Source organism: Corticicoccus populi, from assembly GCF_042686195.1.
In the GTDB taxonomy this organism is placed as follows: domain Bacteria; phylum Bacillota; class Bacilli; order Staphylococcales; family Salinicoccaceae; genus Corticicoccus; species Corticicoccus populi.
Genome location: NZ_JBHUOQ010000001.1, coordinates 1,076,668 through 1,098,723 on the forward strand (window position 1 = coordinate 1,076,668; position 22,056 = coordinate 1,098,723).

The window sequence follows — 22,056 nt, forward strand, 5'->3', positions numbered from 1 at the left end:
TCTAACCTCCTCTGCCGTAGTGATAATAACTGTTGTCACTCTGTATATTTTTCTTATTATTTAAAACAACACCAAATATATTCTCATTTCCTTTCTCTATCAGCTGCTTTGCTTCCTGCAGTGTTTTCCAGTCATTCTCTTCAACATTAGTAACGATGACTGAGCCGTCAACAAGCTTACTCAACACCTGTGCATCAATGACAGGTACAATGGGCGGGGAATCAATTAGAATAATGTCATAGCGGGTTTTCAATTCTTCAATCAGAACAGTCATTTTCTTTTTTGACAGAAGTTCTGAAGGGTTCGGCGGAATCGGCCCTGAAGTGATGATGTCCAATGATTTTACACTTGTCTCTTTTACTATCTCATTGACATCAACATCATTAACGAGTGCCGTTGACAGACCACTTTGATTCGCGACTTCAAATGTGTAATGACCCGTCGGCCGCCTGAGATCCGCATCAATAATCAATGTTTTTTTTCCTGTTTTTGCGAAAACCACCGCAACATTAGCGACCGTTGTTGATTTCCCGGCACTCGGCATATCAGAAGTGAAAAGAACAGACAAACATTCCCCCGCATCATGCGAAAATAAAATATTCGTCCGAATCGCCCGGTACTGCTCACTGATAGACGAATGCGGCTCTCTTAAAACAATCAACCCCCTTGAGTCCGGGACATAGTTAAAGTTTTTCTTTTTATTTTTCATATATCCAACACCCTACTTATCAAATTTGGCAATCGAACCCAGCACCGGCAGATCAAGATGTCTGCGAACATCTTCTTCATTACGGACTTTAGTGTCAAATACAGCTCTTAAAAAGGCAATCACCACCGCAATCACACCACCGGCCATTCCGCCGGCCGCAACATTTAATAATGTGTTTGGAAAAATTGGTGCAGGGTCTGTCTCGAGACGTGCAGGTGAAATAATAGTTACGTTATCAACATTCATAATTTCCAGAACTTTTTGATGGAATACATTTGATACTTCATTGGAAATGTCCGCCGCTGTTTCCGGCCTGTCATCCACTGCAGTGACATTCAGTACCTGTGAATTATCCGCCTGCGATACAGTCAGCTGTACTGCCAGTTCATCGGATGTGATTCCAAGATTCATCTGTTCTATCACATCATCCAGTACAAGCGGGCTTAAAATAATATCCCTGTAAGTGTTAATCAACTGAAGACTGGTTTCAATACTTTGGTTGTTAATCGGTGTATTCGTTTCCGATTCACTGATTAATATCTGCGTATTTGCTTCATATTTCGGTGTGATTAAAAAAAATGTGATCAAAAAAGCGGCAAGCATAAACCCGGCAGTCATCAATAAAATTAATGCTGAATAGCGTTTCAAAATATTGATGATTTCTTCAAATGACATATTATTTACCATATATTCACCACCATTTACATTAACTTCTAGTTATTAAATTCAATAACTTATACTTATTTGACTATATTTTATGACAATTTTTAATAATAAGCAAGATGATTTATATTAAATTTTAAAAATATTTTGAAATAAATAAAAAACCAGTACAGAGAATTATACTCTACACTGGAATGCTTGATATACATGAGTTTAATAACCTTTAAAAATTATTTCAATTACCGAAACAAATGATTGAAAACTTTATTTTTCACAATTTTAATTTTATAAATTGGTAATGACAACCGTACCATATTAAAATTTATACTTTGAAAACACAGTTAAAGAATAAGAGATAAAAACGAAAAGTATAATAATAGGTGCACAGTAATCAAATAAGAATAAATAATTATATTCTGTCAGTCCGATCATTATAAATCCCAGCATATAAATGCCTATGACCGGCGTTGTATGGACAATAAATCCTATAATCGACGCTGAAAGTATTACAATCATAAATAAGACAGTGGTTATGATGCCATATCTTCCAAGTGTGTCAATGAATATGTTGTGTGCATGAGGCAGCATTGAAAAATCTAAATATGACAACCCGTGACCGAAAAGAGAACTTTCTCTCACTACCTCAAGCCATACATTAAAACGTGTCGATGTCAGTTCATTTAAATCTATACCATCTGCAGTAATGCTTTCCACAGTAAAAAACTGATACAACGGTTTTATGAAAATAACTGTGATTGAAACAAGTACGGCTGCTGCTGCCGCTAAATACCGTGTTCCTTTTTTTCTGTCAATCACAAAAAGATTAATATAACATAAGTAAATCAGCATAATGACTGCATACATAATCAAGGATGTGCGGCTCGTTGTAACCGTTAAAAGCAGTGCACTTGCAGGGAGTAGATATAACAATACCGCACGATTCGTTTTAGGAATCATCATTAATCCCGCAGTAATTACCAGTACAGCAGTTGCACCGGATTCATTTAAAGTAATTTCCGACAGAAGAAGCCACGGCAGACTGAATAGTGCACCCATGATTATAAAAAACAGTAATTGACGCGGTAATTGAAACAACATGACAAATGAAACCATCAGTAAAATGATAATCTCATCAATCAATATATTTTGATTAACAAACATACTGATTATTATGGATAGAACATACAAGCCCCATATACAAAGAAATATATTTTTATGTTTTGAAAAAACGATTTTTGAATGATTCAGCAGATACGCGGTAATAATACTTAAAATAATGATAATTAATGGATTCTGACTGGTAACCACTTCTCTGATTCCTGAAAAATCAATCATTATGAGATTCGTTAATGAGAACATGACAAAAAACATTAGAGTAAAAATAATTCCTTCATATGATATAAATATTTTAAGTATCTTAGATTCCGGCATTATTATCCCTCCTTTACTTGTTGTCAATTCTTCGTTATGCTTCCAATAATATAATTATACCCAAATATAAAAATAAAAAAATCACATTTTATGTAAATTGTAACCTTTATTAACTATACTTATTTTTTGTAAATAAGCAACATTTATTTAAATCATTGATTAATTAAGTATGAGATTGATTCTCTAAAGACCTATATACCATTGATAAAAAATGACAAATATTTAAGTTATATTACATTTCTATTACAATGCAAAAATACACAACAATTTTTGTTATGATATTCCTTGAGTATAAATAGCACTAGCTACTAATTATAGATGCTAACCAATATTAAGAATTTAAACAAAGGGAAATTTAGGAGGAACACTTAACTATGAAAAAAGTGATTACTGCACTTACAGCAACAGCGGCATTATCTGCATACGGACTTTCCAATCAGGCTTCTGCCGATGAGCACAAAGTACAAGCTGGGGACACACTCACTCAAATCGGTGCTGCTTACGGTCTGACAGTTGAGAAATTACAATCCTTAAATGAACTATCATCTGATCTTATTATTGTAGATCAAAACTTAAAAGTTAAAGAAAACAATACATATCAAGTGCAGGCTGGAGATACACTATGGGGCATCGCACTTAAAAACAATACAACTGTTGATACACTTAAAGAAGTAAACGGTCTGACTTCAGACTTAATCTTAGTTAACCAGACACTGACCCTAACAGGTGAAACTGTTGAAGCTGCACCAGTCGTTGAAGAAACTGAAGCTGAAGAAGCTCCTGCAGAAACACCTTCTGAAGAAGTGGTTGAAGTAAAAACAGAAACTGTTGAAGCTTCCAGCTCATATACAGTAAAATCCGGTGATACTTTATACAGTATCGCTATTGAAACAGGCGTTAATTACCGTACGCTTATGGAAATTAACAGCATTCAGGATTATTTAATCTATCCAGGACAAGTATTAAACCTTAATGCAGAGGAAGTCGTTGAAGAAGCTCCTGCAGAAGAAACTGTAACTGAAGAAGCAAATGCTGATCAAGAGGAAGTAGACCAAGCAGCAGCTGAACAAGCAGCTCAAGAAGAAGCAGACGCTCAAGCGGCAGCTGAACAAGCAGCTCAAGAAGAAGCAGACGCTCAAGCGGCAGCTGAACAGGCGGCTCAAGAAGAAGCAGATGCTCAAGCGGCAGCTGCAGAACAGGCGGCTCAAGAAGAGGCAGATGCTCAAGCGGCAGCTGAACAGGCGGCTCAAGAAGAGGCAGACGCTCAAGCGGCGGCTGAACAAGCAGCTCAAGAAGAAGCAGATGCTCAAGTAGCGGCAGCTGAACAGGCAGCTCAGGAAGAAGCAGATGCTCAAGCAGCGGCTGAACAGGCAGCTCAGGAAGAAGCAGACGCTCAAGCAGCGGCTGAACAGGCAGCTCAAGAAGAAGCAGATGCTCAAGCAGCGGCTGAACAGGCAGCTCAGGAAGAAGCAGACGCTCAAGCGGCGGCAGCTGAACAGGCAGCTCAGGAAGAAGCAGACGCTCAAGCGGCGGCAGCTGAACAGGCAGCTCAAGAAGAAGCAGACGCTCAAGCAGCGGCTGAACAGGCAGCTCAAGAAGAAGCAGATGCTCAAGCAGCGGCGGCTGAACAAGCGGCTCAGGAAGAAGCAGACGCTCAAGCGGCAGCTGAACAAGCAGCTCAAGAAGAAGCAAATCGTCAGGCTGCAGCTGAAGAAGCGGCTCAAGAAGAAGCAAATCGTCAGGCTGCAGCTGATCAAGCAGCTCAGGAAGAGGCAAATCGTCAGGCTGCAGCTGAGCAGGCAGCTCAAGAAGAAGCAAATCGTCAGGCTGCAGCAGATCAAGCAGCTCAGGAAGAGGCAAATCGCCAGGCTGCAGCTGAGCAGGCAGCTCAAGAGGAAGCGGACGCTCAAGCGGCTGCTGAAGAAGAACGTCAAGCGGCGGAACAAGCGCCATCACCTACAGAATCCAACCAACAGGCTTCATACGGAAATAACTGGTACTCTAATGGTGACTGTGCATGGTATGCATTTGAACGTCGTCAGCAAATGGGCAAACCAGTCGGTAATAATTGGGGCAATGCTTCAAACTGGGCAAATGCAGCAAGAGCACAAGGTTTAAATGTAAACAATTCACCATCTGTCGGCGCAATTATTCAAGCTGATGCATGGACTAATGGTTCATGGGGAGCCGGCCATGTCGGTGTTGTTGAAAAAGTAAACGGTGACGGTTCAGTACTTGTTTCAGAAATGAACTGGAACGGTGGTACCGGAAACAAAACAATGAGAACTATTTCAGCTTCTCAAGTATCAAATCATAACTTTATCCATTAATATATCAAAAGAGACGTGCTCTACATTTGCAGAGTACGTCTCTTTTTCTCTCCATATTAATCACACCTTTAATGTACTAAATAAAGAGGCTTTCAGCGTGTTTCTCCAGCACTGAAAGCCTCTTTATCTTCTAATTTACTTTTAATAACGTAATACTATCCTCATTATACGCATTAAAACTGATTCTAATTGAATCTGCATTTTCTACTTTTTCCAGATTCATAGGCGGTTCCTCACCGTAAAGAATGGTTTCAAGAAATTCATCCCCATTATAATAAGACACATAACTGGAACGGTTTATCTCATAGTCATTGGATGAATCATACTCCACTGCTTCTGTCGTTCTCATCTCGGAATCTTCTGTTTCCTCACCATTATAGTTAATCCATGTACCTTCAATCACTGAATCATTGTCAATCAAACTTTCTCCTGTCCCTTCTGCATTGCTGCACGATGCTATAAACAGCATACTCATCAATCCTGAAAGAATCAATATCTTCTTCATATGTAACGCTCCCATCAATAATATCCTTATCTAAAATATTACAAAACTAAAGAATGATTGTCTATATCCTCTTGATATTTTTGTACAAAATACATCTGAAGTGGTATCTCATCAGCTTATATCAGCTTCACTCAATTCTTTTTCTCTGTAGAGCGATAAAAACACGATTAACACAAGAATCATTATCATACCGATGAATTGGTACCTTCCGAACGGCAGACTTAATAATAACACACTGCTTAATACCGCAGTAAGCGGCTCTACAGTTCCAAACAGTACAGTTTCTTTGGCAGTGATATATTTTAAACTGGATATGAACATCCAAAAAGCAAGTGTTGTCCCGCATATAATCCCAAATAATAATACACTGACTGTAGAAAACGTCCAGCTGCTTGTATCAATCTGCCATATCGGATGTATGAAATTCATAAAAATTCCTGAAATCATCATCGCCCATCCAACAACTGTGATTGATGAATACTTATGGAGCAGTGTCGTTGCATATAAAGTATAAAAAGCAAGTGAAATCCCTGAAATGATTCCCCAAATCACAGAAGGTACCGGAACAGATAATGAACTCACTGAACCATTGGTCAAGAGCAGCATTGTTCCAATTACAGTAATCAATATTGCCGCTGTATCCGCGAACTTCATCGGCTTAATCTTTTTCACCACAAGCCATATAATAATATATATCGGTGCCAGATACTGAAGGAGTGTTGCAACAGCAGCATTCCCTGCCTCAATTGATGCCATATATGAATACTGTACTAACAGCATTCCGAATAGACTGAAATATATCAAAGGCATTCTTTTCTCCGGATCTTTCCAAATTATAAATACCTCACGCTTGTTTTTTAAAATCATTTGGACACCGAGCAGCAGAAATCCGCTGATGAGTAAACGAGCTGTGACAAACCAATTCATGCTGATATTTTCTCTTGTAAATAAATAATCCGCAGCTGTTCCCCCGATACCCCAAAAGGCTGCACCAGTGAGGGCAAGAAAAATCCCAAGTGAGCGCATTTTTATTTTTTTATCCAAATTTATCACCTCAAATGTTAATATATGAATACGATAACTTAATTATTATTCGATTAATACACATTTACAGGCTGAAAATATAACAATATTGAGGTGATTAAAATTAAAGCTAAAAAAATCATGTTAAATTCTTTTAATCAGGAATATATTTCTTATCACCACCCCGAATGGCATCACTCAATACTCTACACAGTATTTTCTAAAAACAGTTTAAAGTATATACCACTGCACTGGCACCCTGAAATTCAGTTTATTGTTGTAATGACCGGTTCTCTTAAAGTTTATATGGGGAGCAACTCAAAAATACTCGCAAAAGGAGAAGGCATGTTTATTAATTCAGGTGTGATTCATGAAATTCATGCAGAAAATGATTCCTCTTCTTTTATATGCTGGAACATTGGGGCTGATGCAATTGACTCATACTTAGAGAAACAGTTTGTTACACCATTGATTGCGGACGATACACTCCCCTTCCTGCTTCTTAAGAACACGAATAAAAATCAAAAAATCATTATTAATTCTGTTCAGGAAGCATACAGAATATTTGAAGGCGGGTCGCGCAGTTTTGAACTTACCGTTACTGGGCTTTACCTTGACTGCCTGAAACATTTACTGGAAGAAGTCTCTTTAGACCAGCACACGAAAGATTTAATCTATGATCCACGGGTAAAAAAATTATTATGGTTTATACATGAGAATTACAATCACAACATCACATTAAAGTCATTATCAGAAATTGTATACTTAAGCGAATCCGAAACAATCCGTCTTTTCAAAAAACATATTGGAAAGACACCGATTAAATACCTTTTAAACTACCGCCTTCTATATAGTCTATATTTTCTTACAGACACACAGAGCAGTATTTCAGAAATTGCTCATCAATGCGGGTTTTCAAGTGTAAGCTATTACATCAAATCATTTAAATCGAACTACCAAATGACACCCAATCAGTACCGGAAAAATCATTAAGCGATTATACTGCCTGAGTATCTTCATTGGAATAAAATCAAGCACTTGCTTTATAATAACAAGTGAACAATATCTTCTAACAAAGTGGGGAATTAAGATGAATCAATTAACAGATACATTTAAATTATCTAACGGTGTGGAAATTCCGTGTGTCGGTTTCGGTACATGGCAGACACCGGACGGTGAAGTCGCAAGAGATTCCGTTAAAAAGGCAATCGAATCAGGGTACCGTCATATCGATACAGCAGCCACATATGATAACGAAGGCGGTGTCGGGGAAGGAATTAAAGCTTCCGGAGTAAGCCGTGAAGATCTGTTCCTTACCAGTAAAGTGTGGAATAGTGACAGAGGCTATGATAAAACAATCGCAGCGTTTAATACATCTCTTGAAAAACTCGGTACAGATTATCTCGATTTATATTTAATCCACTGGCCCGCGAATGAACAACAATTCGAAAACTGGGATGAGATAAATGTAGATACATGGCGGGCAATCACCGACTTATATAAAGAAGGTAAAATTAAAGCGATCGGTACATCAAACTTCCTGCCCCACCATCTTGAGTCACTGGTGAATACTGAAGTAAAGCCGATGGTCAATCAAATTGAATATCACCCTGGATATACTCAGGACGAAGCCGTAGAATACTGTAAAAAACACGATATTTTAGTGGAAGCATGGAGTCCGATTGGTTCCGGCCGCTTACTCGATAACGGCACGTTAAATGCCATCGCAGATAAATACGATAAGTCTGTTGCACAATTATGTATCAGATATGCACTGCAGCATGATATTCTGCCTCTGCCAAAATCAGTGACACCTGAAAGAATTGAAGCCAACACTCATGTATTTGATTTTGAAATCAATTCAGAAGATATGGAAATCATCGATGCGATGAAAGACATCAGTTTCTCAGGTGTTCACCCTGACACAGTTGAATTTTAAATAAATGATGTATTCTGCCTAAGAGACATGCTTTGTCTCTTGGGCTTTTTTAGTATCTGTAGAATACATCTTAAAATGACTAGTGACTGGATTTATAGAAGAAACATAACAAAATTGAATGTTTTTCCAGTTTAAATCAGGGTAATACCTAATAACTATTAAAAGGAGATAAAATAGATATGATAAAAAAATTCGGTATTCTTTTGACTGTTTTACTTGCTGCTGGATGCGGCTCATTATCAGAAGAAGAGATTACTGAGGAAGTTTCCAGCGCTGCGTCAAACGTCAATCAGTATGAAATGGAGATTACGACCTCCAGCGTGGATGAAGATATCCAGGACAATGAATACTCCATGAACATCGACTTGGAAAATCAAACTGGATATATTACCAGTATCATACGTAATAACGAGAAGACAGTAAATTCAGAACTATATTATGATGAAACAGATGTTTTTGAGAGATACGATGAAGAAGAGTGGGTAGAAAACCCAATAAGTGTAGAAGACATGCATGCATCTTACTTTATAGATTATGAAGTGATTGCCGGAGTGCTGGAATTCATTCAGCCGTTTGAAGAAACAGAATTTGAGTCTTCTGAAAATACTTATAATTTCTCTTACCAGACATCTGATCCAGATGAGGCAGAAGCTCTACTTAATAACTGGGGATTTATCATTGAGGACGGTACCACTGTTGAAGATGCACAAATCGATATTAAAATTAACCAGGATACATTTTATATTGAAGACATTCAACTGGGATATTCAATGGTGTACGATAACGGCTTTGAATTGGAAAACACTCAATCCATAGAATATAACAATTACAATGATGCACCTGCTGTAGAAAAGCCGGACAGTTTAAATTAAATGATTGAAATTTTATGTAATATGTTTCAATTTTATGGAAGCGGGTATTTATCAATTAAGTAATTTACAACTCTTAGAGGAGTGTTATCATTGAATTCCGTAAATTACAGTATCATTTTTTTACTTAGTATCATACTAATACTATCCATTGTGTTGGTATTAGGAAACCCTGTCATCGCCCTGTTAGACTGGTTCAAAATTTAAGCTTGAATCACTGTATCTTCCCCCTTTAGATACAGATGATTCAAGCTTTTTTATGTGCTGTTCAATTTTTAAAATGAAATGATTACGGTCCGTCAGTTAATGTCCATGTCAGTTTTGTCGAGTATGCACTACTTGGACTTGCAGTTATTGGATTTAATCGTAATAAAATCCCTCTGTCCCGCTGCCAGGTGACTGTCGATATGCCGTTACTGTCCCTTTGATAATCTGTACTTGAGGCCACCTGTACAGCATTCGTTTCTATATTCCGGTAAGTACTGCCGTCATAATACACTAGGCTGTTATTAAGTGTATCTCCCTGTTGATTGGTCATTGGAGAATCTGCCCTCACATTAAGTCTCCATGATTGAGTATTCCGGGTATCTCTAATTTGGAATGAGTAATTATCCTCAGTTCTTGGAATATTTACATTATCTTCATTTTTAATCTCAGTAGTTTCAAAAATGATATCTTTAGGTGACTGCGCAAATTCAAGAACTTGTCTTTCCACCCTGATTTCGGCTGCTTCTGAAGGTATATTCTTTCCTGAATCAATCGCATCAACTCTAATCGTGCTGCCATCAGCAGCAGCCGAGGAAAGATTTAATGTAAATTGTCCTGAAGCATTTGCCGTTGTTGATATTGACGGTGTATCTGTGAGATATACTCTTGAATTCGGCGCCGCAGTACCTGTGATACTATTCGAACCAGGCGCCACCCTGTTTAATACGGGTTTTTGAGAAGGTGATTCAATAACCATACGCCTTTTATCACTTAAATTGAAACGCGTATTAAAATTATTAACACTCGGTACCATATTAACTGCCGAAACATTATTACCGTTCACATTAAACTGCATTCTGGACTGTGTTCTTGTATACTGTACCGGGCGTCCTGTAGTAGTATTCCCCCATAATCCAAGCACCATTCCATCCGCATTAATCGTTGCATTGGTAGTGGATGAAAATAAGCGTCCGCCGCCTGTATTGTTTACTAAATTGAAGTAAGCATTACTGCCGACATTAATGTTTAAACTCCCTGATTTGTGTATATTAACGCCCTGACTCAATATATTTAATTGGGCATTGCTTGCAACTGACAATGTATTTCCTGCCAGAGAAACCGCTGCAGCAGTATTAGAGTTATTTAATTGAGTAATATTTGTTATCGAAGATGACATAACAGACATACTGCCTGTCGTGAGTACACTGCTGTTATTCGGTGAAGAAATATTATTAGTTCCACTAAAATTAATTACACTGCTCTGACCATTGAAAAAACTACGTCCGCTTGATAACAAAAGTGATGGTGTTGCTGAAAAATTTACATTTTGAACATTTACAGTTGAATTGCCTGAAGAATTTAAAAAAGCTGAATTAATTAAAGACAGTATTTCTCCCATATTTATAGAGTTAAAATTCCTCAATGTAAATGTACTGATCCCATCTGTTGTACTGTTGCTTAAATTGTAATTAGCAAGTGCTGCAATAGTTTGGAAAGTCATATTACTATTATTCCCATCCCAAATTTTAGCTCTGGAGTTTGATGCGATAGTAACCGACCCTATATTAATATTATGCGTAAAATTCCCCATATGTTGGACAGTACCTACACTGGAATTTCTTAAATCACTATGCATATCTGTTGTGTTGTAAACACACCCCGCAGGTCTATTTATAAGCGGACGGCTTGCCGGGCAGTTTAAACTATTCATCACAGAAGGAATTCCATAACTTGAAACTTCAAAGTCTGTCTGCTCAGTTTCTTCCTCAACTTCACGTTCTGCTTCTTCTGACTCTGCCTGTTCAGTTTCTTCCTCAGCTTCACGTTCTGATTCTTCTGACTCTGCCTGTTCAGTTTCTTCCTCAGCTTCACGTTCTGCTTCTTCGGCTTCTGCCTGTTCAGTTTCTTCCTCAACTTCACGTTCTGATTCTTCTGACTCTGCCTGTTCAGTTTCTTCCTCAGATTCACGTTCTGCTTCTTCGGCTTCTGCCTGTTCAGTTTCTTCCTCGGCTTCACGTTCCGCTTCTTCTGACTCTGTCTGCTCAGCTTCACGCTCTGATTCTTCTGACTCTGCCTGTTCAGTTTCTTTCTCAGCTTCACGCTCTGATTCTTCTGACTCTGTCTGCTCAGCTTCTTCCTCAGCTTCACGTTCTGCTTCTTCGGCTTCTGCCTGGGCGGCTTCTTCCTCGGCTTTACGTTCTGCTTCTTCGGCTTCTGCCTGGGCTGCCTCTTCCTCGGTTTTACGTTCTGCTTCTTCGGCTTCTGCCTGGGCGGCTTCTTCCTCGGCTTTACGTTCTGCTTCTTCGGCTTCTGCCTGAGCAGCTTCTTCCTCAGCTTTTCGTTCTGCTTCTTCGGCTTCTGCCTGAGCAGCCTCTTCCTCAGCTTTACGTTCCGCTTCTTCCGCTTCCGCCTGAGCTGCCTCTTCCTCAGCTTTACGTTCCGCTTCTTCCGCTTCCGCCTGGGCTGCCTCTTCCTCAGCTTTTCGTTCCGCTTCTTCAATAAGTTTCTCAGTCATTTTTAAATCTCTACAGTCTAAGTTCCCACTTAATTCTACTGTTTTTTCATCTGACTGATCTTTCAAAACCACATTGGCTTTAATTTTATTATTGCCAATTTCGATTTCAATACTCTGCTTTTCCGTTATTGGTTCATCTAATGGAAAAGTAAATTTCTGTTGCTGATTGACAATCACTTCGCTGTGTTTTTTTCCGTCTATTTTCAAAACAACAACTTCAGAAGGGATTCCCTGTCCTGTAATTTTATTATCACCCTCAACAGGACTATCCAAATAAAATTCATACTGTTGACATGCTGTATCAGGATCAATATCAGAATCTGTCTCTGCAGCTTGGACATGAGAAAACTCCAATATAGAACTAATCAGTAAAATCACTGCCATATTTATAATAAAAAACTTCCTCATGTCTGCCTCCCTGAATTTTTCATCAAGATTTTTTTCTTCTCAGTAATAAAACAATAACTACAATAAGTAATAGTGTAACAACAGCTCCGATAGCAAGCAGGATATACATCAGTGTGTTGTCCTGAGTCGCTTCGGGTTCTACAAGTTCTACTGCACCCTCGTTACCATCTTCTGCTTCTTCTTCTGTAATTTCAAAAGTTTCCTCAAACTCCCATTGATGTGACTCATTCTCAGCAGTTGCCCGGAATGTATAATCCCCCGGCTCAAGCCTTTCATTATTAAATGATACAGGGAAATTAAAGACATTATTCGGTGCTACATTAAAAGATTCATTTTCTTCAGTAAAGAGCGGTTCATCAGAACCATTCTCAAAAACTTCTGCTTTAATATGAAGTTCTTGAATCAATGTCGGTGTCGGATTATAAAATGTTGTCTGTAATCCTGTACGATGGTTGATTAAACCGGCAGATACACTTTCAAGACCTAGGTCAGGTTCAACTTCCGTATCGTTACCTTCCTCAGTAATTTGAACAGCCAGTGCATACGCATACTGATTAATAATATCTACTGCAGATTCTTCATTATTATTGTCAGCTTCCTGAGTAACAAAAATACCGCCAAGTATCATTCCATCAAAAGATTCATCCGGTGCTTCCACATTAACAACAACCGTTTCCTCACTATCTGCTTCTACAGTGATCTGCTCAGTATTAACACTTGAAATATCATCAAATGCATAGTTCATTGATTCATGATATGTGTCTATACTGCCATCATATGTAATGACACCGTTACTGTTGGTTGCAGCAAAATGCGTTGAAATCTCGAGCTCAATCTCTTCGTCTGAAGAATTATGAATGATGATTTCTAAATTCTGTCTTTGATTTTGTGTCATTTCAATATCGAAATATGTCACTTCTTCATTCACTTGATTTTCCGGAAGTACCGGTGTTACAGAAAAAGGAACCTGATCTTCTTCTGCTGATACCTTTGAAGTTGACATAAAGAGAAAGCTCACACATATCATTATTAAAAAGATAGTTTTTTTCATACTCTTTTCCTTCCTGTCAAATATATAAATATCCCTTTACAGCAGTTAGAATATTTTAATGTTCTCTGTCCACTGTAAAAGGATATAATTAGTTAATATGTCTTATATTATAACTTACTGTCCCGGACCGGATGTTAACGTCCATGTGATTGTAGAAGTATGATTTCCTTCAGTTGCTGAAGCTTCCGGTACATTTAAAGATACTTTTTCATTCGTATCAGTAGTATCTTCACTTAACCAACGCACGACCCAGGTACCTAAACCTTCAGCAGTATTTAATGCAGCACCGCTTTCACGTGCTTCTGCAGATGCAACCTGAACTGCATCTCCTCCAGTTGCAAGGTCAATTGAACCATTTACAGTTGGACCATCGGTTGTTGATGCTGAAATCGCATCACCATCAGCAAATGAAATCACTGACCCTGGGAGTGATGGATCTGAGCCATCATTAAATGTACTTGCTGATGCAGTTACATTCCAGCCCTCACCTGTACCACGACGATCTGAAACTTGAATATACGGTCTTTCAGTCGTTGAATTGTAAACTTGTGAAGATGGACTGATTTCATGAGATCCGAAATCTATATGAGATACATAGTCCAAAGTAAAAGGACCGGTTTCTCCAGTGATATTGCCGTCATCCTCATCCACATCTCCCGGCTGACTTGGATCTTCAGGATCCACTGGATCAACAGAATCTGTCGGAGCTGTAAACTCAACTGTTGCATTAGAATCTGCTGCATACACATTGGCTGTTAAAATTGTTGGTGCTGCGATTAAACCAAGAGCCAGAGTAGCTAAGATTGTTTTTTTATTCTTCATTTCCTGTCCCCTTAATATCTTATTTTTTGAAATATTTTCTAACTAACTCAATGTTATAATGAAATCCACATATTGTAAAGTATAAATATTCATCAATGTTAATTTAATTTTTAGTGAAATTACAAATTGTCCAATAATAATACACACTTTCATAATAGTGGTCATTGATTTATATCAAGAATTATGGTAAACGTTATCAATACTATATTACCAGTACTTACAGCATTTAAATTGATATCTAAATTGGCTGTTTTATGCATTTATTCTTTCGATATCCTAAATATTTCACTTTATAAGCCTTTAAGATAATTCTATTTATTTCTAAAAATAAAATGAGTATTCAATCCTGCTAATATGAATATTTATTCATAAATAAAAAATGATATTACTGTATTATTAAATACTACCAATAATAATCAAGTATAATTATTAGTTATTTTCATAAAAAAATGTATAATTTTACACTTATAAGGTATACATGACTATATTATTAATCAGGAAACTGCTGACAGAAAATCATTTTTCAGAAAAATAGAGTATGATTTTTCTAATTTCATCTAATAAATAAGTGCATTTTTTATCTTCATATTGTATTTTTATTTAATCATTTTCGACATCTTTATAATAAAGAAAGATATTTTCCATAACATTAAATACTTTAGTCGTTAATCTTTTTTAATTAACTTCTCAGTCTCTAAAGTATCATGACTAATGAGATATTTTATAACTGTTGTAAAACATTCAAACTTTCCTCTAATTGATATGGAGTGTAATGTTTAGATTGATTGTTGAGTTCTAAGAGCATAAATGAATTAATATATGTCGATTTCCCAGAACTATTCCTCCCTAATAACTACCATATTCGAATTGATATCCCGAATATTTTTCAGCTTATATAAAGCATCCATGTTATGAACATTCACATAAGCTGACCTGTCCTTATTTTGAATACCTCCCTCGAATAAGTTCTTTAGAATAATTGAACTTAAACCATCACTAACTAAGGTTTTGAATCTATTAATAAAATCTCCAATTAACTTCTTTTAATAGCTCTCTAGAGTTAAATCATCATAAGATTGCCTTATAAATTCTTCAAACTTGTTGATCATCATGTCACACCTTCGTTTCCATTTATTATCTAAATTATAATATTTCTTAAGAGAAGTGAAATAACCCCTCCAATAAATCATTGAAAATTCCGTTTATTCTGAATTATAATATTAAAGACACATACTTTGAGAGGAGATCACTTTTGGAAAAATCACAGAAAAATTCTATTGTCAGATCATTGGGCTTTACTGACCTTTGGTCAATCGGTGTTGGTGCATTAGTCGGCGGAGGCATATTTACAGTCATTGCACCAGCTATTAGTGAAACCGGACCGTCATTATTTATCGCTTTTTTAATCGCAGGGATACTCGCCATATTATCTTCAATGAGTTATGCTGAGATGGCTTCTAAATGGCCTTATCAAGGAGCATCTTATGTATACTCAAAATATGCTTTTTACCCTATATCCAAAGATTTATCGAAGCTTATTGCACTTTGGTGCTCCGGATTGTATTTTTTGTCATTTTCATTTGCGGCAGGTGCTGTAAACCTTGGGTTTGCTGGTTACCTAACTGTTTTACTTCCTTGGATGCCACCATACATTTCCGGCCCACTTATTTCTATTTTAATCACTCTTATGCTGCTCTTTGGCATTAACTTTACAGGAAAAATAAACACCGTATTATCAATTATCCAAATCGTTTCACTGCTTGCGATTGCTTTCTTTACGATTTCCAGTAATCCAGCAGGTCCATTTACTTATACAGATTTATTTACGAATGGTATCGGTGGGTTGTTTGCTGCAGTTGCCCTCATTGCTTTTGGTCAAATGCAGGTGGAAGCAGTACTCACTCTGGGAGAAGAAGCTAAGAAACCGAAGATTAATTTACCATACGCACAGATTTCGGCACTTATTACAGTTGTCGTATTATATGTATTAGTCGGTTACGGTGTAGTATCCAGCTCGCCTATTGATGACCTGGCAGCCTCTGCGGCACCTTTGGCTCTTGCTATTGAAAATGTATTACCCCAGTATGGTCCATTTTTGATTGCTATTGCTGCATTAACTGCCACTGCGACATCAACCATTGGTTGCCTTCTTGGTGCATCCAGAATGTTATATGCTGCCGCTAGAGAACACGCATTTCCTATGGTATTTGCAAAATTATCAAAATCAGGTATACCATACAATGCCGTACTTGCAACTGGTATTCTTGCACTCGCTGCAACTTTCATGAGTATATTTGGATACGCTGAAGTTTTGAATATACTTATTAGTGCTGCTGTATTTGCAAACTGGTTTATGATGATATTAATGAATATTGCTTTAGTGATTGTCAGAAAAACTCGCCCTGACTGGGATCCAAAATTCAGATACCCGTTCAATATTAAGAATGTACCGGTGCTTGCTTTAGTTGCTTCACTTGGTTGCATGATTATCATCACTTATGTTAATCCAATTGCGATTGCAATCGGTATTGGATGGCTTATCCTATTGACACTTTGGTACTATTTATATGCTAAAAAGCGCTGGAACTTCTTATCAGCAGAAGACATCGACAACTTATAAATTCAGAAAGGTGATATTATGAAACGTTATTTACATGAAAACAAATGGGAAGATATAGAATTATATTTAAAAAAGAGTACGACCATACTTTTACCGGTCGGCAGTGTTGAACAGCATGGAAAGCACTTACCTTTGGGAACAGATTCAATTCTTGCACAGGATATAGCATTAGATGTGGCGGATAAAACGGGGGTTCTAGTTGCTTCCCCATTATGGTATGGTTGGGCACCTCACCATATGGCTTATCCGGGAACAGTTACATTACGCCCTGAGACATTAACCAGTGTGGTTGAAGATGTAATTAATTCTTTAATTTATCATGGATTTGAAAAAATATTAATTATCAACGGTCATCGAGAAGCGAATCTTCCACCTTTAAGAATTGCTCTGACACGGGTTCGTAATAACACCGGTGCTTTTGTTGGTATCGCTGATCCATTCTATATTAATGCTGTTGCCGGTCGGGAATTAAGTGATGTAGACCCCGGTGGGATTGGGCATGCTGAGGAATTGGAAACATCAGTGATGTATGATCGACACGGAGAATTATGTACTCCTGAAGCGGCAGTGAAAAACATTCCTTCAGACCATAATAAGTATCTGCAGCACGACCCGCATGTCTTAACTGATAAAATATTAACGGCAAGTGATGTTGCACATTACAGAGAGGCTACAAATAATATTGGAGTAATGGGTGATTCAACCACTTCTGACAAAGAAAAAGGAAGAGAATATCAGGAAAGACTTACAAATAATATTGCTGAGTTTGTAAAGTATCTCGATGATTTGGAAGTTGAAATCAGAAAGAAAGATATACCGCTTTAAGAAAAAATTCATTTTATATTTGAACTGATTGTTATATGTCTTCTGACATCCTATTTCATAACAAACCCGTCTATGATTCAGAAAATTGAATCTCTTCCAGTTAAAAGATATATTGTTCTTATCACATTATAATGGAGGAGTACGTATGGGAAGATTAGATCAAAAAGTAACAATTATTACAGGTGCTGCGAATGGCATGGGTGCAGTGACTGCAGAGTTGTTCGCACGTGAAGGTGCGAAAGTCATTGCGACTGACTTGGATAAAGATAAATTAGATGAAGTGGTTGCCGGCATTAACAATGAATATGACAGTGCTGCCATCGCAGTCCGGCACGACGTATCAAAGGCAGAGGACTGGAAGAATGTAGTTGATGAAGGACTTGAAGCATTCGGTACTATCAACGGTCTTGTCAATAATGCCGGTGTGCAGGGTAAGGATTTAGTATTGGATGATTCTGAGGTTGAAGATTGGGATTTAGTTATGGATATTGATGCCAAAGGGGTTTTTCTTGGAATTAAAGCTGTACTGCCTGCATTAAAAAAAGCCGGCAGCGGATCCATTGTAAATATAGGTTCCATGGGTGCATTACTCAGCACTAAAAATTCAAGTGTGACTTATGGTGCCGCGAAAGGTGCAATCACTGCATTTTCAAAATCTTCGGCGCTGCATCTTGGGAAAGACAATATACGGATTAATGTAATCCAGCCCGGTGCAATCCGTACACCTTTAATGAACCGTATGCTGGATGCAGAACAAATTAAAGAAATTGAGAAATACACCTTACTGGGTAAAGTCGGTGAATCAGAAGATGTCGCATATACTTCCCTGTTTCTGATTTCAGATGAAGCTGCTTTTATTAATGGTACTGAAATTTTAGTAGACGGCGGCTGGTCAATTAACGGTGATAAATCATAGCCGTTGATGCTTCCACCTAAAAAACGTGATCTTTCACTTAAGAAAGACCACGTTTTTTTAATCCTCATAAACCACTCTGCCGTCCACTATAGTCATCGTCACTAAACTGTCATTCAGCTCTGTCTTTTCGTCCAGTGGATTTTCTTTTAAGACTGCGAAATCTGCGTATTTACCGATATCAATTGAGCCCTCTACAGCACCTGTGCCGTTTAGGACAGCAGCATCTATCGTCATCTTTCGGTAGGCTTCGAGTCTTGACAGCTTCATCTCTTCACCAAGTACATCACCGTTTCTTGTTGTCCGGTCACTGGCGATTTTGATGGAACCGAGCGGAGAAACATCTGTCACCGGGCAGTCTGAGTGAATGGTTGAAATCATTCCTTTGTCCACTGCCCATCTGACCGGGTCCAGTGTTTTCACCCGTTCAGGCCCGAGAAATTTTTTCTTGTGAATATCTCCGAAGTAGTAAATATGATTCGTGAAGAATGAACCGCCGATGTCATTTTGAATCATCATATCAATATCATTCTCGTTCACAAGCTGAAGGTGTTCGACACGGTTCATGATATTTGTCCGTTTCAGATCTTTCGTCTGGATATAGGCATTGATAACTTTTTCCGCTGCCAAATCACCATTCGCATGTGTAATGAGCGGGTATCCTCGTTTTTGAAAATGGATAAAGAGTTCAATCAATTCGTCATCTGTGAACTGGGTATCATCAGATGGTGCACCATCGTAATATTCTCCCCTGATTGCTGCGGTATGAATCTGGATCGAGCCGTCATTAAAGAATTTCGCACCACCGAGTCTCGCAAATCCACCACTTAATGATGAAAATTTTTCATCCAGTGCTTCCCCTGTCATATCTTTAAACTCCGCTTCTTCAAGGAGCAGTTTATAGTCCAACGCATAACGGGTTCTGAAATGCTGGGGGCGTTCAAGATAATTCAGTACAGCGTGGTAATCATCCATACCGGATAATATTCCGATACACATTTCCGTTGCACTCGTGAATCCTCGGGACTGGTAATCTTTAATCCCCGCCTCAATATCTTCTGCCAGACTCTCAGGTTCAATATTCGGCAGTACCTTCTTCGCTTTATCCAGTGCCGGAAACTCAAATAAGACACCATTCACCTGTCCCTTTTCATCCCGTTCATAGCGGCCGCCTTTTGGATCTGGATCATCAAGGTCAACACCCATCAGTTCAAGTGCTTTCGTATTGACTGCCCCCATATGTGCTGAAGCATGCTGCACGTATATCGGAATATCAGTTGAAATCTCATCGAGATCAAAACGATTCGGGTGTCTCTTTTCTTGAAGTTCAAACTCATTATAGCTGTATCCTCTGAGCCAGCCGTCCCTTAAAAGCTGTTCTTTCTGGCTTTGAAATTTTTGAATCATCTCTTTAATACTTGTGACACTTTCAGGCGAACAGTTCAGCTGATGCCTGAAATTTGAATACATGACCAAATGGCTGTGTGTATCGATAAAGCCGGGAGACAAATATGCACTATCCAAGTCGAGGCCGTCACCTGTCACTTTGCCGTTCTGTGGTTTGATATCTTTTATTTCCCCGTCTCCAATATATAAAGTTGAGAGTTGAATGTCACCTGATGTGACATCTATGACATTTGCATTAATTATCTTTGAAACTTTCATCTGACATGCTCCTATCTAAAATCTTCTAATTTATATTTCATCGCGGGCTTCGGAACTTCTGTTGCATCGTGTTTTGTGAGTAAGCTGACTGTTATAAGTGACACGAATGAGAACACGTATCCTGCAAGTGCCTGGTCAAACGGCAGGCCGGTAAATGGATATGCGAGTATAAAAATCAGGGACGCAATCATACTCGTAATAACGCCTGTTTTCGTCACTCTCGACCAGAACATAATCGCAAGGAACGGGAACACAAGCAGCACCCCGTTCACCATGAGTGCCCATCTGTAAGCATCGTTAATATTGGTAATAAAGAACGCCGCACCCGTACCCAGTACAGTGATTAATGCGACGGTGAGTCTTGAAACCAGCAGCAGCTGTTTGTTCGTTGCCTTCGGATTAATCATCACCTGGTACATGTCACGTGTTAAATTACTTGCCCCCTGCAGGTTAAATGATGTCGCACCTGTCATGAGTGCCGCAAGAAGCGCCACAAATATTACCGCGGCAATTGGTGTAGGCAGAAGTTCGTTCGTGACATAGGAAAACACTAAATCCTGATTCATTGTTAAATCAACAAACTGACGGGCTGATACGCCGATAATAAACGGACATATTGAAATGACCATGACGATTAAATGACCGGTAATCCCTGCCTTAAGTGCTGTCTTTTCGTCTTTCGCTGCAAAAATTCTCTGCCAGGTTGACTGCCACACGAGATAAAACGGTCCGACAGATAAAGCATATAATAATGTATCTGATAAGCCGTCGACACTGACAGGACTTAAAAACTCCCATGAAGTGGTGTTAATCAGTTCAGTCAAGCCACCGACATGCAGCACTACAGTAATGGTGAGTATCACTAAACCAAGTATAATCAAAATAGACTGTACCGCATCTGTCACAATTGTTGCCGGCAGTCCGCCCAAAATACTGAATATCAAAATAAGAACTGTTCCGACAAGTAGTCCTGTCGTCTGATTCCAGCCGAGCGTAATATTAAATACCGTCGACATCCCTATCAGTTGAAGACCAAGCGTTGGTACAGAGTAGATGAATGCTGATAATATAGAAGGGATCATTCCCGTTTTGCCGCCGAATCTTGAAGTAAATAAGTCTGCCAGTGTAAATAATTGCTGTCTTCTGAGCGGTTTCGCAAAAAGAATGACGAGCGTTAAACTTGCTATGTATGCGACCAGTGCAAATTTAAAGAACCCGGACATCCCGACTGTAAAACCGAGGCCCACCCAGCCGATGAATACTGCAGCACCGGCATTGGTACTGATAATTGTTCCGGTAATTTTCCAGAAACCCGTACTCCATGAGCTGATCATATAGTCTTCATATGTTTTAATTTTGTAGAAGTAATACCATGCCACCCCGATCATAGAACCAAAATAAATAATAAAAAATGCGATGTACCAATACATCGTCCTTCCCCCTTGAGTAAAGCAGTTTAAATATTTCACAAATGAAATACACCGAGTGAAATATCACTTATTTTACCCTTCCTTAAAAAATATAAACCTTGTTTCTCATTCTTATCTTCAAAACGAGTTTA

General features: G+C 38.4%; 17 protein-coding genes. 7 read left to right on the forward strand and 10 right to left on the reverse strand.

Annotation, left to right across the window (positions count from 1 at the left end):
- Position 1: 1 nt before the first annotated feature.
- The 3 genes from ACFSX4_RS05545 to ACFSX4_RS05555 form a co-directional block, all read right to left on the reverse strand.
- Positions 2–709, reverse strand: coding sequence for a CpsD/CapB family tyrosine-protein kinase (locus tag ACFSX4_RS05545; RefSeq protein ID WP_377772369.1), 708 nt, complete (start codon positions 707–709; stop codon positions 2–4).
- Between the two features lie 12 nt (positions 710–721).
- Complete coding sequence (locus ACFSX4_RS05550) at positions 722–1,396, reverse strand: YveK family protein (RefSeq protein ID WP_377772371.1); 675 nt, start codon at positions 1,394–1,396, stop codon at positions 722–724.
- Positions 1,397–1,687: 291 nt separating this feature from the next.
- Positions 1,688–2,803 (reverse strand): O-antigen ligase family protein, encoded by a 1,116-nt coding sequence (locus ACFSX4_RS05555; RefSeq protein ID WP_377772373.1) that lies wholly within the window; start codon positions 2,801–2,803, stop codon positions 1,688–1,690.
- A 374-nt stretch (positions 2,804–3,177) separates the two neighbouring features.
- On the opposite strand from ACFSX4_RS05555, the gene ACFSX4_RS05560 reads away from it, so the two are divergent.
- A complete protein-coding gene (locus ACFSX4_RS05560; protein ID WP_377772375.1) occupies positions 3,178–5,133 on the forward strand; it encodes a LysM peptidoglycan-binding domain-containing protein in 1,956 nt (651 codons plus the stop codon).
- 130 nt (positions 5,134–5,263) lie between these two features.
- Here ACFSX4_RS05560 and ACFSX4_RS05565 read toward each other — a convergent pair whose 3' ends face one another.
- Together ACFSX4_RS05565 and ACFSX4_RS05570 are read right to left on the reverse strand one after the other, a co-directional pair.
- Complete coding sequence (locus ACFSX4_RS05565; protein WP_377772377.1) at positions 5,264–5,638, reverse strand: hypothetical protein; 375 nt, start codon at positions 5,636–5,638, stop codon at positions 5,264–5,266.
- 111 nt (positions 5,639–5,749) lie between these two features.
- Positions 5,750–6,664, reverse strand: a complete 915-nt coding sequence (locus ACFSX4_RS05570) for a DMT family transporter (RefSeq protein ID WP_377773457.1) — start codon at positions 6,662–6,664, stop codon at positions 5,750–5,752.
- A 138-nt stretch (positions 6,665–6,802) separates the two neighbouring features.
- On the opposite strand from ACFSX4_RS05570, the gene ACFSX4_RS05575 reads away from it, so the two are divergent.
- The 3 genes from ACFSX4_RS05575 to ACFSX4_RS05585 all read left to right on the forward strand — a co-directional run bounded on the left by ACFSX4_RS05575 (position 6,803) and on the right by ACFSX4_RS05585 (position 9,472).
- The gene (locus ACFSX4_RS05575) at positions 6,803–7,654 is read left to right on the forward strand and encodes an AraC family transcriptional regulator (RefSeq protein ID WP_377772379.1); all 852 of its coding nucleotides are present in this window, start codon (positions 6,803–6,805) and stop codon (positions 7,652–7,654) included.
- A gap of 97 nt (positions 7,655–7,751) precedes the next feature.
- On the forward strand, positions 7,752–8,600 hold the full coding sequence (locus ACFSX4_RS05580; protein ID WP_377772381.1) for an aldo/keto reductase: 849 nt from the start codon (positions 7,752–7,754) through the stop codon (positions 8,598–8,600).
- Between the two features lie 179 nt (positions 8,601–8,779).
- Entirely contained in the window at positions 8,780–9,472 is a 693-nt protein-coding gene (locus tag ACFSX4_RS05585; protein ID WP_377772383.1) for a hypothetical protein, read from the forward strand.
- Between the two features lie 286 nt (positions 9,473–9,758).
- On the opposite strand, the gene ACFSX4_RS05590 is transcribed toward ACFSX4_RS05585, so the two are convergent.
- From ACFSX4_RS05590 to ACFSX4_RS05600, 3 genes are all read right to left on the reverse strand, one after another.
- Positions 9,759–12,599: an Ig-like domain-containing protein gene (locus tag ACFSX4_RS05590; protein ID WP_377772385.1), complete on the reverse strand. Its 2,841-nt coding sequence runs from the start codon at positions 12,597–12,599 to the stop codon at positions 9,759–9,761.
- Positions 12,600–12,621: 22 nt separating this feature from the next.
- The gene (locus ACFSX4_RS05595) at positions 12,622–13,602 is read right to left on the reverse strand and encodes a DUF916 and DUF3324 domain-containing protein (RefSeq protein ID WP_377772387.1); all 981 of its coding nucleotides are present in this window, start codon (positions 13,600–13,602) and stop codon (positions 12,622–12,624) included.
- A 162-nt stretch (positions 13,603–13,764) separates the two neighbouring features.
- Entirely contained in the window at positions 13,765–14,472 is a 708-nt protein-coding gene (locus ACFSX4_RS05600) for a WxL domain-containing protein (protein ID WP_377772389.1), read from the reverse strand.
- 1,252 nt (positions 14,473–15,724) lie between these two features.
- Here ACFSX4_RS05600 and ACFSX4_RS05605 point away from each other — a divergent pair.
- The 3 genes from ACFSX4_RS05605 to ACFSX4_RS05615 all read left to right on the forward strand — a co-directional run bounded on the left by ACFSX4_RS05605 (position 15,725) and on the right by ACFSX4_RS05615 (position 18,833).
- A complete protein-coding gene (locus ACFSX4_RS05605) occupies positions 15,725–17,092 on the forward strand; it encodes an APC family permease (protein ID WP_377772391.1) in 1,368 nt (455 codons plus the stop codon).
- An 18-nt stretch (positions 17,093–17,110) separates the two neighbouring features.
- Entirely contained in the window at positions 17,111–17,917 is an 807-nt protein-coding gene (locus ACFSX4_RS05610; protein WP_377772393.1) for a creatininase family protein, read from the forward strand.
- A 145-nt stretch (positions 17,918–18,062) separates the two neighbouring features.
- Positions 18,063–18,833, forward strand: coding sequence for an SDR family NAD(P)-dependent oxidoreductase (locus ACFSX4_RS05615; protein WP_377772395.1), 771 nt, complete (start codon positions 18,063–18,065; stop codon positions 18,831–18,833).
- A gap of 57 nt (positions 18,834–18,890) precedes the next feature.
- On the opposite strand, the gene ACFSX4_RS05620 is transcribed toward ACFSX4_RS05615, so the two are convergent.
- On the reverse strand, positions 18,891–20,495 hold the full coding sequence (locus tag ACFSX4_RS05620) for an amidohydrolase (protein ID WP_377772397.1): 1,605 nt from the start codon (positions 20,493–20,495) through the stop codon (positions 18,891–18,893).
- Between the two features lie 11 nt (positions 20,496–20,506).
- Positions 20,507–21,925, reverse strand: a complete 1,419-nt coding sequence (locus ACFSX4_RS05625) for a sodium:solute symporter family protein (RefSeq protein WP_377772399.1) — start codon at positions 21,923–21,925, stop codon at positions 20,507–20,509.
- Between the last annotated feature and the right edge of the window lie 131 nt (positions 21,926–22,056).